Here is a 15,009-nt window from a genome sequence, read left to right as displayed (position 1 = left end):
GGTCATGCGAAGACGAAGCCTTCGTAGTTCTTCGCCGCGACCTCGTTGCAGATGCGCCGGTAGCGGTCCACGCCGCCCACATAGGGCATCATGATGCGCGGCTTGCCGGGGATGTTGGCGCCCATGTACCAGGAGGCGGCTTGCGGCAGCAGCGTGCCGGCCGCGGCCTCGCCGACATGCGCGACCCACAGTTCCTCCGCGCGGGCGTCAGGGTCAATGCGCGCGAGGCCCTTGTTCCGCATGTGGTCGATGCAGTCGGTGATGAACTCCACATGCTGCTCGATCGACGTGATGACGTTGCTGAGCACGGACGGGCTGCCCGGTCCGGTGACCATGAACAGGTTGGGAAAGCCGGCGCTCATGAGGCCCAAATAGGCCCTGGGGCCGTCGCGCCACTTGTCGCGCAGCGAGGCGCCGCCCTCGCCGCGGATGTCGACCCGCAACAGCGCGCCCGTCATGGCGTCGAATCCGGTGGCGTAGACCAGGGCGTCGAAGGCGTATCGGGCGGCCGACCGGGTCACCAGGCCGTCGCGCGTGATCGCCTCGATGGGGTCGCGGCGGATGTCGACCAGCGTGACGTTCGGCCGGTTGAACGTGGCGTAGTAGTCGGTGTCCACGCAGATTCGCTTGGTGAAGATGGGATAGTCCGTGGGGGTGAGCAGCTCGGCCGTCTGCGGGTCCTTCACGATCTCCTTGATCTTTCGACGCACGAAGTCGGCCGCCGTCTCGTTGGACTGCTCGTTCACCACGAGATCGTTGTAGGCGTGCATGAAGTTCGCGCCGCCCTTGTCCCAGCGCCGCTGGTACTCCGCCTCGCGCTCCTCCGGGGTCGCCTCCAGCGCCGACTTCACGGCGAACTCGTAGATCGTGCCCGACCGCGTCTCCTCGCGGGCGCGCTTGCGGAGCGCCGGGTAGTCCTTTTTCCAGCGCGCGATCTCATCGGGCGTCAGCGACGCGTTGCGGGCCGGGACGCTGAAATTCGGCGTGCGCTGGAAGACGGTGAGATGCGCCGCCTGCTTGGCGAGTTCCGGGATGGCCTGGATGGCCGAAGAGCCGGTGCCGATCACCCCGACGGTCTTCCCGCCGAAGTCGACTGGATCATGCGGCCAGGCGCCCGTGTGATAGACCTCGCCTTCGAAGGTCTCCGCTCCCGGAATCTCGGGCATGCGCGAGGCGGAAAGGCAGCCCGTCGCCATCACGCAGAAGCGGGCGCGGATAGTCTCGCCCTTGTCGGTGGTCAGGGTCCAACTCTGCGACGCCTCGTCGAAGTCGGCGCGGGTCACGGTCGTGTTGAACTGGACCAAGCGCTTCAGGTCGAAGCGCTCGGCGACGTGACGGGCGTAGGCCAGGATCTCGGGTTGGGTGGCGAAGCGCTCAGACCAGTTCCAGTCCTGCTGCAACTCGTCGTCGAACGAGTAGGAGTACTGCATGCTCTCGACATCGCAACGCGCGCCCGGGTAGCGGTTCCAGTACCAGGTGCCGCCGACGTCGCCGGCGCTGTCGAACGCCCGCACCGTGAAGCTCATGCGGGTCAGGCGGTGGATGAGGTAAAGCCCCGAGAACCCGGCGCCGACGACCGCCACGTCCAGCAGGCCGTGATCCAGCTTGCGATCCAACATCCATGCTCTCCCAACATCAGGGCCGCGATCGCCCGGACGGCTCGCTCGCCGGGCGAGGCCGCGGTTCACTTCGCCAGCGGGCACACCGAGGGGTCGGCCGGCGCGAAGGCGTCTTCCGGAGCGATCTCGGCGACCTGCTTGTAGAGGTCCCATTCGCCCTTGGATTCCTCGGGCTTCTTGACCTCGAAGACGTACATCGGGCGCATCACGCGCCCGTCCGGCCGGATGGAGCCGTTGCGGGTCATGAAGTCGTTGATGGGCGTCTCGCGCATCTTCTTGTTCACCGCGGCGGTTTCGTCCGTCCCCGCCGCCTTGACGGCGTTGAGGTAGTGCGTCACCGCCCCGTAGGCGCTCGCCTGGATCATGTTCGGCATCTTGCCGAAGCGGTCGAAGTAACGCTTCGAGAAGGCGCGGGTCTGGTCGTTCTGGTCCCAGTAGAAGGGCGCCGTTTCCAGCAGGCCCTGCGCCGTCTTGAGGCCCATGGCCTTGGTGTCGTGAAGGGTCAGGCTGAGCGCTGCGAGGTGCTGCTTCGGCCGAACGCCGAACTCGTCCGCCTGCTTCACGATATTGGCCGCATGCGCGGTCGTGGTGGCCAGGGCGACCACCTTGGCGCCGGAGCCCTGCGACTTCAGCAGGTCGGAGGAGAAATCAGTGGTGTCGAAGGGGTGCTTGGTGGACCCGACGATGGTCCCGCCACCCTTCTTGATCATGGCCGTGGTGTCGCGCTCGACGTTCACGCCGTAGCCGTAGTCCACGGTCATGAAGTACCATGTGTCGTTGTTCTGCTTCAGCAGCTGGTTCACGACGCCGAGCGCCTGGCTGTAGTTGTTGTAGGTCCAGTGGATGCCGTTGGGACTGCATTTCGGGCCGGTCAGGTCCGAGCTGGCGGTCGAGAGATAGATGACGAGCTTGTCCTTGTTCTTGGAGAGCTCCTGCATGCCGAGCGCGACGGTGGTGATGCCGATATCGAAGATCGCGGCGACATCCTCGTCATACCATTTACGGGCGATGCCCAGACCCACATCGGGCTTGTTGAGATGGTCGCCGCTCAGAAGCTGGATCGGGCGACCAAGCACCGAACCGCCGAAGTCCTCGATGGCCATTGTCATGGCCACGTTGGTGCCCGGCCCCGAGAGGTCGCGCACGATGCCGGACATGTCGCTGAGCTGGCCGATCTTCAACGGCTTGGTCTGCGCTTGTGCGGCGAAAACCGTTCCGTACACCGCGAGCGCGCCTGCGATCCCGACGGCGAATCCATAGCCGGCTGTCCGCTTCATGTTGTTCCTCCCGTTCAGCGATGCGCTCGGTCGGCCGGCGCTTGTTCGTAGTTTTGGCTCGATAGATTTTTTGGTCAACCATTATCGGGGGCGCGGCGTCGCTTGGCTGCCGTGCAGTTCTGCGATGACGGGAGCGCGATTTCGCAGCGTCGGACGGGCTAGGCCTCGACCAGAGGCGCCTCGCGGCCTTCCCGCTCGCTCAACACGGCGAAGCGAACCGCGGCGGACACGCGCGACCGCTCGCCAAGCTTGGCCAGAACCGCCGAGATGTGCGCCTTCACGGTCGCCTCGCTGACGCCCCGATCATGCGCGATCTGCTTGTTCAGCATCCCCAGCGCGATCTGGCGCAGGATGGCGCGCTGGACCGGGGTGAGCGTGCGCACACGCTCGGCGAAACTCTCCTGGTCGTTGAGAAAGTCCCCTCCCGGCCTCACCCGCTCGGCCGCGTCGGCGCAGGACGGCCGCTCGGCGCCGAGCGCCGCCAACGCGCCGGCCCGGACGCGAGGGCGCGGCGCGCTGAAGCGCTCTGACATGCTCCCCATCAGTAGGACTTCGGCAGGCCGAGAACGCGTTCGGCGATGAAGGACAGAATGAGCTGCTCGGTCACCGGGGCGATGCGCGGCAGCATCGACTCCCGGAACAGACGCTCGACCTGGTACTCGCGGGCATAGCCCATGCCGCCATGGGTCATCACCGCCCTGGTGCAGGCGTCGAAGGCTGCGCGTGCGCCCAGGAACTTGCCAGCGTTGGCCTCCGCCCCGCAGGACTGGCCGCTGTCGTACAGGAAGGCCGCCCGCATGAGCATCCAGTAGGCGGACTCGAGATAGGTCCAGGCTTCCGCGAGGGGGTGCTGGATCCCCTGGTTCTGGCCGATGGGCCGGCCGAAGACCACGCGGTCCTTGGCGTATTGCGCCGCCCGGCTCAGCGCGTCTCGCCCGACGCCGACGGCCTCGATCCCGACGAGAATGCGCTCGGGGTTGAGGCTGTCCAGCAGGTACTCGAAGCCCCTGCCCTCCTCGCCGACGCGATCCTCCTCGCGGATGAACAGGCCGTCGATGAACACGGCGTTCGAATCCACGGCGTTGCGGCCCATCTTCTTGATGCGCCGCACCTCGACCTTGCCGCGGTCAAGGTCGGTGTAGAACAGCGTCATGCCCTGGGTCGGCTTGCGGCACTGGTCCTTGGGGGTCGTGCGCGTCAGCAGCAGGATCTTGTCCGCCACCTGGGCGGTCGACGTCCACATCTTGCGGCCATGAACGATATAGCCGCCGGGCGCCTTCGTGGCGAAGGTCTTGATGCTCGTCGTGTCGAGGCCGGCGTCAGGCTCGGTGACGCCGAAGCAGGCCTTCTGCTCGCCCTTCACCAGCGGCGTGAGCCAGCGCTGCTTTTGCTCGGGCGAGCCGTGCACCACGATGGCGTGCGGGCCGAACAGGTTGATGTGGATGGCGGACGCCGCCGAGTAACCGCCGCCGCTGGAGGTGGCGGCGTGCATCATGATCGCCGCTTCGGTGACGCCGAGGCCCGCGCCGCCGACCTCCTCCGGCATGGTGATCCCGAGCCAGCCGTTCTGGGCCATCAAGGCGTAGTACTCGCTGGGAAAGCGGGCCTCTTCCTCGCATTCCGTCCAGTAGTCGTCATCGAAGGAGGCGCAGATCTGGCGGACGCTGGCGTCGATCGCCTTCTGGTCGTCGCTGAGCTGGATGTCCATGAGGGTATCCGATGCTGGGGTGGAGAGGCAGTCCGTCAGCCGATGAAGATCAGCTTCTTGCCAAGGTTCTCGCCGGCGTAGAGGGACGCGATCGCGCCGGGCGCGGCCTCGATCCCGTGGGCGAGGTCGATGTCGTAGGTGAGCGTCCCGGCCTTGCAGAGGCGGGTGAGTTCGTCGCAGGCCGCGGCGTAGCGAGCCATGTGGTCGAAGATCACGAAGCCGCTCCAGCCCAGCCGGCGGGTCAGGATCTCGCGCTCGTTGCGGGGCCCGGTCGGGAGCGGATTCCACGAGCCGACCGAGGCCGTGCCGCACTGGACGATGCGCCCGCCGACCGCCATGCGGCGCAGGACCGTGTCGAGGATGCTTCCGCCGGTGTTGTCGAAGTAGACATTCACCCCGTCCGGCGCGGCCGCCGCCACCGCGGCGTCCAGGTCGGCCGTCTTGTAGTTGACGGCGTCGACATAGCCGTAGCGCTCCCGGCACAGCGCCACCTTGCGGTCGTCGCCCGTGAGCCCGATCGCACGGGCCCCCAGGCTGCGGCCGATCTGGCCGACGAAGCTGCCGACGGAGCCGGCCGCCGTGGACACGACCAGGGTGTCGCCCTCGCGGGGGCGCCCCAGCTCGGTGAGGCCCAGATAGGCGGTGACGCCGTTGATGCCGAGCAGGCTGCCGAAAGCCGTCAGCGGGAGGTCCTGCGTGGCGCGGTGAATGACCTGCTGGGGCGCAGCGACGGCGTAGTCCTGCCATCCGAACCAGCCATAGAGCGCGTCGCCGGCCTTGAAGTCGGGATGGCGGCTCTCCTGCACGATGCCGACCGCCAGCGCCCGCATGGGGCCGCCGAGCGGCACGGGCGCGGAGTAGTTGGCCTCCGCCGAAGCCCAGCCGCGCTGGGCGGGATCCACGGAGAGATAGACGTTGCGGACCAGCATCTCGCCGGCGCTGGGCTTCGGCAGGGGCGCGCTGGCCAGCTCGAAGTCGGTCGCCTGCGGCACGCCGGCGGGGCGCTTCGCCAGCAGAACCTGGCGGTTCTCGCCCGGCGTCGAGTAGGTCGGAATGTCGGTCGGCATGGGACGCTCCTAGAAGGCGACGTTGGCGGCGCCCTTGGTTCCAAGCATGCGGCGGGCGTCGTCGGGCGTGGCGACCTCGAGCGACAGCTCCTCCAGGATGCGGCGGATCTTGGCGACCTGATCGGCGTTGGACGGCGCGAGTTGGCCCTTGCCGAGATAGAGGTTGTCCTCCAGCCCGACGCGGACGTTGCCGCCCAGGATCGCTCCCATGGTCACGAAGGGAAGCTGGTGGCGGCCGGCCGCCAGGATGGAGAGGTTGTAGTCCTGCCCGAACAGCCGGTCGGCCGTCGCCTTCATGTGCATCAGGTTCTCGGGCTCGGGCCCGATGCCGCCGAGGATGCCGAAGATCGACTGGACGAAGAAGGGCGGCTTCACCAGCCCGCGGTCGGCGAAATGGGCGAGGTTGTAGAGGTGCCCGACGTCGTAACACTCGAACTCGAAGCGGGTGCCGAAGGCGCCGAGCTCCGTCATGCCGCGCTCGATCTGCGTGAAGGTGTTGGAGAGAATGAAGTCCTTGGTCATCTCCAGATAGGGCTGCTCCCAGTCGTTCTTGAACGACGCGATGCGTCCGCCCGCGGCCGAGATGTTGAAATTGAGCGAGCCCATGTTCATGGACGCGATCTCGGGCTGGGCCCATTTCGCCGCCGCCAGCCGTTCGTCCAGCGTCATGCCGAGGCCGCCGCCGGTGGTGATGTTGATGATGCCGTCGCAGCCTGCCTTGATGGCCGGCAGGAAGCGCTTGAACATCTCGGGATCCTGCGTCGGCCGGCCCGTCTCCGGGTTGCGGGCGTGCAAATGGAGGATCGCCGCGCCCGCCCTGGCGGCCCCGATGGCGCTCTGTGCGATTTGTTCCGGCGTGACCGGCAGGTGCGGCGACATGCTGGGGGTGTGGATCGACCCCGTGATGGCGCAGCTGATGATGACCTTCTCGGCTCGCTTCATATGCGTATTCCCAATTTGCGCCTGCGCCTGCGCTCAGAGCCGCGCGGCGATGTCCTTGCAGGCGTCCTGCAGAGCGCCGCGATGCTCCGGGCCCGCAACGGCGATGAGGCGCTCGGCCCGGTCCATCACGGACAGGCCGCGCAAGTCGGCTACGCCGTGCTCGGTGACGACGACGTCGATGGCGTGCCGCGGCAGCGAGCACACGCCTTCCAACCGGGGCGTGATCCGCGAGACCGCGCTGCGCCCTGACGCCGCTGGCAGCGCGATGATGCTCACGCCGTCGGGCGCGAGGCTGGCCGCATGCGCGAAGTCCGCCGCGCCGCCGACGCCGCTGACCATGCGGCCGTCGAGCATCTCGAGATTGGCCTGTCCAAACAAATCGACGCTCAGCGCCGAGTTCACGGCGACAAGGCGCGGCAGGCCGGCCAGCGTGGCGGCTGCGTGCGTGAAGTCGCAGGCTCGCACGGCGAAGTCGTCGCGGCCGGCGAGCCAGTCGTAGTAGCCGGCCGTGCCGACATGCACGCAGCTTGCGTGCAGCGCGGACGCGTCCAGGGCGCCGCTGTCCGCGAGGAGGCGCGCGGCGTCCGACAGCATACCGGAATGCAGGCGCAGGCCCCGCCGGTCGGCGACCATGCGCATCAGCGCATCCGGCGTCTTGCCGAGGCCGACCTGCAGGGTCGAGCGATCGGCCACGAAAGGCGCGATCAGCTCGGCGATCCGGGTCGCCTGGGCGGACGGCGCGCCCACATCGTACTCGCGCAGGGGCGAGTCGAGCTCCAGCACCGCGTCGGCGCACGCAAGATCGACGGTTTCAGCGCCGGGAATGCGCGGCATCCGCGGATTGACCACCGCTAAGACGCGCCGGCAGCGCTTCAGCACGATGGGCGTGAACTCGACGGCGACGCCCAGCGAGCACACGCCCTGCCCGTCAGGCGGCGAGACATGCACGAAGCCGACGTCGAACTCGGCGCCGCGCAAGTGGGAGGCGAACACGCCATAGGACATCGGCAAATGGCGGAAGCGCCCGGTCGCCTGCGAGCCGGCCGGCGTCGGCGGCGCGAAGGTGCTGGACCAGGTGGAGCCTTCCGGCAAGCGCTCCAGCGGCACGGGGTTGATGCCCGGCACGAAGCTCGCCGTGATGTGCAGCGGCGGCGCATCCGGGGTGCAAAGCGCGTTCATCAGGGCCGGAACCTCCGCGCCCGCACCCGGCAGAAACACCCGATCGCCCGGCGACAGCAGCCGGACCAGCCCGGCCGGGTCGGCGGCGCGGCGCGGCGCGGCGGTGGCGGCGGTCGCGGCCATCAGGACCTCGCTCCGCGGCTGGAGATCGCGTCCGCGCGGGCCAAGACTTGCTCGGCCTGCTTCAGGTGCGGAATGTCCAGCATCTTGCCGTCGAGGCCAACCACGCCGACGCCTGGAGCGGCCGAAAACGCTTCCACCACCCGCCGGGCGTGCTCGATTTCGGCCGGAGACGGCGAGAACGCCTCGTTGATGCCGGCGACCTGGTCCGGGTGGATGGCGATGCGGCCGGTGAAACCCTCGCGGGACGCCTCTGCGCAGTCCTCCCGCAGGCCCGCGTCGTCGCGGAAATCGGCGTAGAGCGTCTCGATCGCAGCCACGCCGCAGGCCTTGGCGGCCAGCAGGCACTGCGAGCGCACCATCCGGTAGGTGAAGGCCCACTGGCCCGACCGGTCGCGGTTTGTGCTGGCCCCCACCGCCGTGCTGAGGTCCTCCGCGCCCCAGGTCAGCCCGAAGAGGCGCGGCACCGGCGTGTCGTGATAATGCGCCAGCCCGAACGGCGCCCGGGGCGTCTCCGTCGCCACCGGCAGCAGACGGATCGGCCTGGCTACGCCGTCGCGGCGCTCCAGCGCGTCCAGAAAGGCGCTGATGCGTACGAGGTCGGCCGGGCCGTCCACCTTGGGGACCACAATGCCGTCGGGGGCAGCCCGGACCACGCCGACGAGATCGTCGAGGCCTCCGTCCGCGAGCGGGTTCATGCGCACCCACAGCTCCGACCCGCCCGCGCGCGGCGCTGCGAGGTAGTCGCGCACCATGTCGCGCGCCAGCGCCTTGCGGGTCGGCGCGACCGAATCCTCGAGGTCCAGGATGAGCGCGTCGGCGCCCGAGCCGGCGCCCTTGGCGAGCTTCTTTTCGCTGTCGCCGGGGACGAACAGAAAGGACCGGAGCGTCATGCCGCTGGCCTCTTACGCTGCAGGCCGGAGCGCTTGCAGTGGGCGACGAGCTCGTTGCGCTGGTTGAAGGCGCGATGCAGGAACACCACGATGCCGGCCTCGGGCCGGGACCGGCTTTCGCGCAGCTCGACCACCTCGGTTTCGACCCGGATGGTGTCGCCATGGAACAGCGGCCTGGGGAAGCGCACCTCGTCCCAGCCCAGATTGGCCACCGCCGTGCCAAGCGTTGTGTCGCCGACCGAGATGCCCACCATCAGCCCCAGCGTGAACGCGCTGTTGACGAGGCGCTGCCCGAACTCCGTTTCGGTCCGGCAGTACTCCTCGTCGAGATGCAGATAGGCGGGATTGTGCGTGATGGCGCTGAACCAGACATTGTCCGTCTCCGTGATCGTGCGCCGGATCTCGTGGCGGAAGACCTGCCCCACCGTGAGTTCGTCGAAGTAGAGCCCAGCCATCGCCGGAACCTCCCATAACATCGCTCTTTTATATGGTCTGATAATTTAGTTGCACAGCGTTGTCGAGCCCCCTATCGTTGGAGCAACGAAACAGGGAAGCGCTCCGTTGGGCATCGAGCCGGATCATCGGCCTGTCGACAAGCAGGACTCCGCCGCCAACCGGCCGGCCAGCCCGGATGAGCTCCGGGACTGGATCCAGGCCGAGACGGGCGGAACCGTCACGCGCTGGCAGCAGATCAGCGGCGGCAACCGCTGCCGCTCCTGGGCGGTCGACGTGGACGCCGACTCGCGGGTGGAACAGCTTTATCTGCGTTATCAGCCGCCCCGGCCGCCCTCGGCCGAGCCCTACACCGTGTGGCGCGAGGCCGAATTCTACAGGGCCCTGAGCGGCAGCGCCGTCCCGGCGCCCAGGCTCATCGCCGTGCATCCCGGCCACCAGGCGATCCTGACCGAGCGGGCGCCCGGCCGCGCCGATTACCGGCGCGTCACCGACGAGAGCGAGCGCGAGACGATCGCCCGCGAATTCGTCGAGGCGCTGGCGACCCTGCACCGCATCCCCGCGACGGGACTGCAGGTCTTCGACGCCGAATCGACGATCGCCGACTGCGTGCGCCGGGAACTCGCCATCTGGCGGGCCATGTACGAGGAAACCCGCGAAGGCGACCCGCTGATCGACTTTGCGCTGGCCTGGCTCGAATCCCATGTTCCCGAGCCGGAAGGTCGGCCCGTGCTGGTGCATGGCGACGCGGGACCGGGCAACTTCCTGTTCGAGAACGGCCACTTCACTGCCCTGCTCGACTGGGAGCTGGCGCATCCGGGCGATCCCATGGAAGACTTGGCGTGGTTCTCCATGCGCTGCGTGATGGAGCCCGTGCCCGATTTCGCCGCACGCATCCGCGAATATGGCGACCTGATGGGCGCAGCCGCGGATCTCGATCGCATCCGTTATCATCGGGTGTTCGTCTCGACCCGCGTGGTGATCATCCGCCACCGCAACGTCACCGGGCTGCCCGGCAACTCGATCGTCTCGCGGGCGCTGAACCGTCGCCTTCTGGTGACCGCCATGGCGGAAGCCACCGGGGTGGCGCTGCCGCCGAGGCCGCCGCTGCACGCGCCCAGGACCGAACGCGGAGCGCTGTTCGACCATGTGCTGCACGAGTTGCGGCACGACATCGCCGACGTCAGCGCGGAGCCCGGCGTGGTCGCGGCCGCCAAGAACGCCGCCAAGGTGATCAAGTACCTGCGCGCCTATGATCGCTACGGGCCTCTAATCGAGGCGACCGAATGCGACGAGCTGGCCAGTCTGCTCGGCGAACGTCCGGCCTCGCTGCAGGACGGCATGGCCAGGCTCGGCGAAGCGCTGAAGGCCGGTCGCATTCCGTTCGAGACCGCCCTGGCCTTTTTCGCCGGCAGCGTCGCCCGCGACGCCGAACTGGCCGCCTCCTCGTCAGGTGGCCTCGCTGGCCGCAGTTTCCCCCCACTGACACGATCCGAGACCGACCATGTCTGACGCCGCCCTCGACTCGCCGTTCACGGCGAGGGACGACAGCTTCCATTTCGACCAGATGAGCGATCGCTGGTGGGAAACGGAGACCGCCTGGTTCGCCTTCTGCAACCCGGAGCGCAAGCTTGGCGGCTGGCTCTACAGCATGGCGCGCCCGAACATCGGCACGATCGCGGGCGGATGCTGGATCTGGGACGAAACGGCCGTGGTTCCGTGGGAAGTGCCCTACTCCGCCAACTACACGGCCTTGCGGCTGCCTAAGGACCAGGATCTCACCGACATCACCCTGCCAACCGGCGTCAGGATCAAGGCTCTGGAGCCGCTGAAGCGCTATGCGATCGGCTTCGAGGACGAGGACCGGCTGCGCGTCGACCTCACCTTTGAGGCCGTGATGCCGGCGCGCCCGCTCCGCAAGGGCGACTCTTCATTCAAAAATCTCAATCACTTCGACCAGTTCGGTCACGTGACGGGCGAGATCGTCCTGCACGGTGAACGCATCCCGATCGACTGCTACGCCATCCGCGACCGCAGCTGGGGCCCGCGGCCGGAACATCGCCCGGGCAAGAGCGCCTATGTGACCGGAATCGCCTCGCCGGACGACGCCTTCCTGGCGGTCACCAAGTGGAACGACGAGTCGGATCCGATCGCCTACGGCTTCATGATCAAGGACGGCAAGATCGGCGACCTCGTGTCAGGCCGCCGCGTCGTCGAGCGCGATCCGCAGACCGGCGTCGTCGAAAAAATCGCCATCGAGGCCAAGGACGAGTTCGGGCGCGACCTCCAGGCGACAGGTCGCCGGCTCAGCGGCATCATCATCAACCGCCACAGCTTTATCGACAGCAACGGCCTGATCGAGTGGACGATCAACGGCAAGACGGGCCACGGAGAGGACCAGGACATGTGGCCCGTCCATCGCTGGTCGGCCTTCCGCCGCGACGCCAGGGAGGGACGCGCCTCGTGAGCCTCGCCGACCGGACCACCGCGCCGCAGACGCCGGACAGCGCGCGCCAGCCGCTCGACGGCGTAGTCGTGATCGACCTCAGCCAGATCTACAACGGCCCCTACGCGACGTTCCTGATGGCGGCCGCGGGCGCCACCGTGATCAAGATCGAGCCGCCGGGCGGCGAGCCGCTGCGCCGCCGGGGCGTGGTGGGCGGAGCCGCCCTGCCCTTCGCGATGCTCAACGCCTGCAAGCAATGCGTGGTCCTCGACCTGAAGGCCGAGGAAGGCAAGGCGGCGCTGCGCGACCTGGTCCGCGACGCCGACGTCCTGGTGGAGAACTTCGCGCCGGGCGCGATGGAGCGCCTCGGCCTCGGCGCGGACGTGCTTCAGGCGCTCAACCCGCGCCTGATCTACGCCTCCAGCTCGGGCTTCGGCAGCGATGGGCCCTACCGCAACTACCCAGCCATGGACCTCACGGTCCAGGCCATGGCGGGCGTGATGAGCACGACCGGCTACCCGGATCGCCCGCCCGTCAAGGCTGGCCCTGCGCTGTGCGATTTCTTCGCGGGAGTGCATCTCTATGGCGCCATCGCGACGGCCCTGTTCGAGCGCGAGCGCACCGGCGTGGCGCGCAAGCTCGAAGTCGCCATGCAGGACGCCGTGTACCCATCGCTGAGCTCCAGCCTCGGCATGTTCTGGGGCCAGCGCAGCGCCGAGAACCCGCCGCCGCCGCGCACCGGCAACCGCCATGGCGGCCTCGCCGAGGCCCCCTACAACGTCTACCCGACCAGCGACGGCTGGATCGCAATCATCTGCGTCGGCGACGCGCACTGGGCCTCGCTGGTGCGGACCATGGGCCGGCCGGAGCTGGCCGAGGAGCCGCGCTTCGCCAGCCTGAAGCTGCGCGTCGCCGCCATGGACGCCGTTGATGCGCTGGTGACCGCCTGGACGAGCCAGCGGACCAAGGAAGAGGCTTTCCAGGCGCTGATGGCCAACAAGGTGCCGTGCGCGCCGGTGCGCGACCTCGAGGAGGTCGTGAACGACCCCAACATGCACGCGCGCGGCTCGCTGCAATGGCAGGACCACCCGGAGCTCGGCCGCATCGTCGTGCAGCACTCGCCGCTGCGCTACGCGGGCGCGCCGCTCCGCACGCTGGAGCCCAGCCACCTCCTCGGCGCCGACACCGCCGCCGTGCTGCGCGAGCGGCTCGGCTGGGACGACGCCACGATCGCACAGGCGCTGCCGCGCCTGTCGCGCACGCAAGCTTAGAGAGCGGGACGCGCCATGGGCGGAATCGTTGGCATCGACGTGGGCGGCACGTTCACCGACTTGTTCTACTCGGCCGACGGCCTGAGCGTGGATGCAGTGCTGAAGGTGCCGTCGACGCCGGACGACCCCAGCCGCGGGCTGATCGACGCCCTGAAGGCGGTCGGCGCGGCGCCGGCGTCGCTGGACGTGATCCTGCACGGCACCACCATCGCGACCAACGCGGTGATCGAGCGCCGCGGCGCCCGATGCGCGCTGATCACCACGCAGGGCTTCCGCGACATCCTGGAGCTGGGCCGCCGCGACCGGCAACGCATGTATGGCCTCACGGGCGTGCAGCAGCCGCTGATCCCGCGCGAGATGCGCTGGGAGGTCGAGGAGCGCCTCGACCATCGCGGCGAGGTGCTGACGCCACTGGACGAGGCGGGGCTGGAGCGATTGGCGGCTGCGCTGGCCCGCGAGCCGGTGGACGCCGTGGTGATTTCGTTTCTGCACGCCTACGCCAACCCGGCCCATGAGCGCCGCGCCAGGGAGATCGTGCAGGCCGCCAACCCGGGCTGGGAGGTCGTGATCTCCAGCGACGTGGTGCGCGAGTATTACGAGTTCGAGCGCACCAGCACGGCGACCGTGCAGGCCTATCTGCAGCCGCTCGTGTCGCGCTACGCCCGCAATCTCACCGACAAGCTCGGCGAACTGGGATTCGGACGCCAGACGCTGGTGATGCAGTCCAATGGCGGGCTCATCCCGCTGTCGCAGCTGTCACAGCGGGCGGCCAACATCGTGCGCTCCGGGCCGGCGGCCGGCGTGATGGCGGCGGCGCGGCTCGCCGCCGAGGCGGGCTTCACGCACGTGATCACGGGCGACATGGGCGGCACCAGCTACGACGTCGCCGTGGTGGTGAACGGCGCGCCGCGGATCGCCGAAACCACCGAGCTCGACTTTCGCGTGCCGCTGCGGTTGCCCATGATCGACGTGCACACGATCGGCGCCGGCGGCGGCAGCATCGCGTTTCTGGATCGCGGCGGCACCTTGCAGGTCGGGCCGCGCAGCGCCGGCGCCGTGCCGGGACCGGTGTGCTTCGGCCGCGGCGGCGTGGAGCCCACCGTCACGGACGCGAACGCGGTGCTGGGGCGCATCAACGCCGCGCATCCGATCGGCATGAAGCATCTCACCCGCCTCGACGTCGAGGGCGCTCGCGCCGCGATGGCGAAGCTCGGCGAGCCGCTGGGCCTCGGCGTCGAGCAGACCGCGGAGGCGATCCTGACCATCGTGGATCACGTGATGGCGCGCCGCACCCGCCTCCTGAGCGTCGAGCAGGGGCACGATCCGCGCGACTTTGCGCTCGTGGCGTTCGGCGGCGCGGGGCCGTTGCACGGCGCGGCGATCATGCGCGAGGTCGGCATCCGCACCATGCTGCTGCCGCCGCATCCGGGCGTGCTCTGCGCGCTGGGCTGCGCGGTCGCGGACCTGCGCTACGACCTCTCCCAGACGGTGGAGACGCCGCTGGCCGAGGTCCCGCCGACATTCGTGAGCGAGGTGCTCACCCGCCAGCGCCGCGAGGGCGAGGAGCGCCTGGCCGCCAGCGGCACGCCGCTCGACACCGTGGCGGTCTCGCATGCGGCCGAGATGTCCTATCTCGGCCAGATCCATACGCTGCGCGCCGCCGTGGAGCCGTCCTGGGACCACGCCCGCATGGAGCAGGCCTTCGAGGAGGTCTACCGGCTGGAATACGGCAACGTCCTGGGCGACATCCCGGTCGTGCTGGTCGGCCTGAAAACGGCCGTCCAGGGCGTGCGGGCCAAGCCGGCGAGCGCGCCCGGCCGGCTGGAGCATCGCGCCGCCCCGGTGCGCGACCACCGCGACGTGTATTTCGGCGGCTGGAAGCGCACGCCGATCTATGACCGGACGGCCTTGTCGCCCGGCATGGTCTTCGACGGCCCCGCCATCATCGAGCAGGCGGACACCACCAGCGTGGTCGAGCCCGGCATGCACGCCAGGGTCGACGCCTTCGGCAACATCCTGATCGAGGTGGCCTGA

At 68.9% G+C, this 15,009-nt stretch carries 12 protein-coding genes and 1 pseudogene; 4 read left to right on the top strand and 9 right to left on the bottom strand.

Annotated features, from left to right (window positions below; translation table 11 throughout):
- Positions 1–2: 2 nt before the first annotated feature.
- The 9 genes and pseudogenes from ABEG18_RS08410 to ABEG18_RS08370 form a co-directional block, all read right to left on the bottom strand.
- A complete protein-coding gene (locus tag ABEG18_RS08410; RefSeq protein WP_406857623.1) occupies positions 3–1,619 on the bottom strand; it encodes a flavin-containing monooxygenase in 1,617 nt (538 codons plus the stop codon).
- A 65-nt stretch (positions 1,620–1,684) separates the two neighbouring features.
- Positions 1,685–2,896: an ABC transporter substrate-binding protein gene (locus ABEG18_RS08405; RefSeq protein ID WP_406857622.1), complete on the bottom strand. Its 1,212-nt coding sequence runs from the start codon at positions 2,894–2,896 to the stop codon at positions 1,685–1,687.
- Positions 2,897–3,054: 158 nt separating this feature from the next.
- Positions 3,055–3,297 (bottom strand): annotated as a pseudogene (locus ABEG18_RS08400) (LuxR C-terminal-related transcriptional regulator); the annotation flags it as partial.
- A gap of 140 nt (positions 3,298–3,437) precedes the next feature.
- Positions 3,438–4,604 (bottom strand): acyl-CoA dehydrogenase family protein, encoded by a 1,167-nt coding sequence (locus ABEG18_RS08395; RefSeq protein WP_406857621.1) that lies wholly within the window; start codon positions 4,602–4,604, stop codon positions 3,438–3,440.
- Between the two features lie 35 nt (positions 4,605–4,639).
- Positions 4,640–5,671: an NADP-dependent oxidoreductase gene (locus ABEG18_RS08390; protein ID WP_406857620.1), complete on the bottom strand. Its 1,032-nt coding sequence runs from the start codon at positions 5,669–5,671 to the stop codon at positions 4,640–4,642.
- 9 nt (positions 5,672–5,680) lie between these two features.
- Positions 5,681–6,613, bottom strand: a complete 933-nt coding sequence (locus ABEG18_RS08385) for a 3-keto-5-aminohexanoate cleavage protein (RefSeq protein WP_406857619.1) — start codon at positions 6,611–6,613, stop codon at positions 5,681–5,683.
- Between the two features lie 33 nt (positions 6,614–6,646).
- A complete protein-coding gene (locus tag ABEG18_RS08380; protein WP_406857618.1) occupies positions 6,647–7,915 on the bottom strand; it encodes an acetyl-CoA hydrolase/transferase family protein in 1,269 nt (422 codons plus the stop codon).
- Positions 7,915–8,805 (bottom strand): HpcH/HpaI aldolase/citrate lyase family protein, encoded by an 891-nt coding sequence (locus tag ABEG18_RS08375; protein ID WP_406857617.1) that lies wholly within the window; start codon positions 8,803–8,805, stop codon positions 7,915–7,917. The genes ABEG18_RS08380 and ABEG18_RS08375 overlap by 1 nt, the downstream gene beginning before the upstream one ends.
- Positions 8,802–9,260, bottom strand: a complete 459-nt coding sequence (locus ABEG18_RS08370; protein WP_406857616.1) for a MaoC family dehydratase — start codon at positions 9,258–9,260, stop codon at positions 8,802–8,804. Before ABEG18_RS08370 ends, ABEG18_RS08375 begins: the two co-directional genes overlap by 4 nt.
- A 106-nt stretch (positions 9,261–9,366) precedes the next feature.
- On the opposite strand from ABEG18_RS08370, the gene ABEG18_RS08365 reads away from it, so the two are divergent.
- Genes ABEG18_RS08365 through ABEG18_RS08350 form a run of 4 tightly spaced genes read left to right on the top strand, consistent with a single transcriptional unit; the run spans position 9,367 to position 15,009 of the window.
- A complete protein-coding gene (locus ABEG18_RS08365; RefSeq protein ID WP_406857615.1) occupies positions 9,367–10,770 on the top strand; it encodes a phosphotransferase family protein in 1,404 nt (467 codons plus the stop codon).
- On the top strand, positions 10,763–11,725 hold the full coding sequence (locus tag ABEG18_RS08360) for a hypothetical protein (protein WP_406857614.1): 963 nt from the start codon (positions 10,763–10,765) through the stop codon (positions 11,723–11,725). The genes ABEG18_RS08365 and ABEG18_RS08360 overlap by 8 nt, the downstream gene beginning before the upstream one ends.
- A complete protein-coding gene (locus ABEG18_RS08355) occupies positions 11,722–12,975 on the top strand; it encodes a CaiB/BaiF CoA transferase family protein (protein ID WP_406857613.1) in 1,254 nt (417 codons plus the stop codon). Before ABEG18_RS08360 ends, ABEG18_RS08355 begins: the two co-directional genes overlap by 4 nt.
- Positions 12,976–12,990: 15 nt before the next feature.
- Positions 12,991–15,009 (top strand): hydantoinase/oxoprolinase family protein, encoded by a 2,019-nt coding sequence (locus ABEG18_RS08350; protein ID WP_406857612.1) that lies wholly within the window; start codon positions 12,991–12,993, stop codon positions 15,007–15,009.

This window comes from Alsobacter sp. KACC 23698 (genome assembly GCF_045348435.1).
In the GTDB taxonomy this organism is placed as follows: Bacteria; Pseudomonadota; Alphaproteobacteria; order Rhizobiales; family Beijerinckiaceae; genus Alsobacter.
The sequence above is the reverse complement of the archived record's forward strand: the minus strand, read 5'-3'. Positions and strand labels throughout refer to the sequence as shown.

Excerpts from the sequence above, each read along its gene's own strand:
- ABEG18_RS08410 (WP_406857623.1), bottom strand. The coding sequence starts at position 1,619 with ATGTTGGATCGCAAGCTGGATCACGGCCTGCTGGACGTGGCGGTCGTC.
- ABEG18_RS08405 (WP_406857622.1), bottom strand. The coding sequence starts at position 2,896 with ATGAAGCGGACAGCCGGCTATGGATTCGCCGTCGGGATCGCAGGCGCG.
- ABEG18_RS08395 (WP_406857621.1), bottom strand. The coding sequence starts at position 4,604 with ATGGACATCCAGCTCAGCGACGACCAGAAGGCGATCGACGCCAGCGTC.
- ABEG18_RS08390 (WP_406857620.1), bottom strand. The coding sequence starts at position 5,671 with ATGCCGACCGACATTCCGACCTACTCGACGCCGGGCGAGAACCGCCAG.
- ABEG18_RS08385 (WP_406857619.1), bottom strand. The coding sequence starts at position 6,613 with ATGAAGCGAGCCGAGAAGGTCATCATCAGCTGCGCCATCACGGGGTCG.
- ABEG18_RS08380 (WP_406857618.1), bottom strand. The coding sequence starts at position 7,915 with ATGGCCGCGACCGCCGCCACCGCCGCGCCGCGCCGCGCCGCCGACCCG.
- ABEG18_RS08375 (WP_406857617.1), bottom strand. The coding sequence starts at position 8,805 with ATGACGCTCCGGTCCTTTCTGTTCGTCCCCGGCGACAGCGAAAAGAAG.
- ABEG18_RS08370 (WP_406857616.1), bottom strand. The coding sequence starts at position 9,260 with ATGGCTGGGCTCTACTTCGACGAACTCACGGTGGGGCAGGTCTTCCGC.
- ABEG18_RS08360 (WP_406857614.1), top strand. The coding sequence starts at position 10,763 with ATGTCTGACGCCGCCCTCGACTCGCCGTTCACGGCGAGGGACGACAGC.
- ABEG18_RS08350 (WP_406857612.1), top strand. The coding sequence starts at position 12,991 with ATGGGCGGAATCGTTGGCATCGACGTGGGCGGCACGTTCACCGACTTG.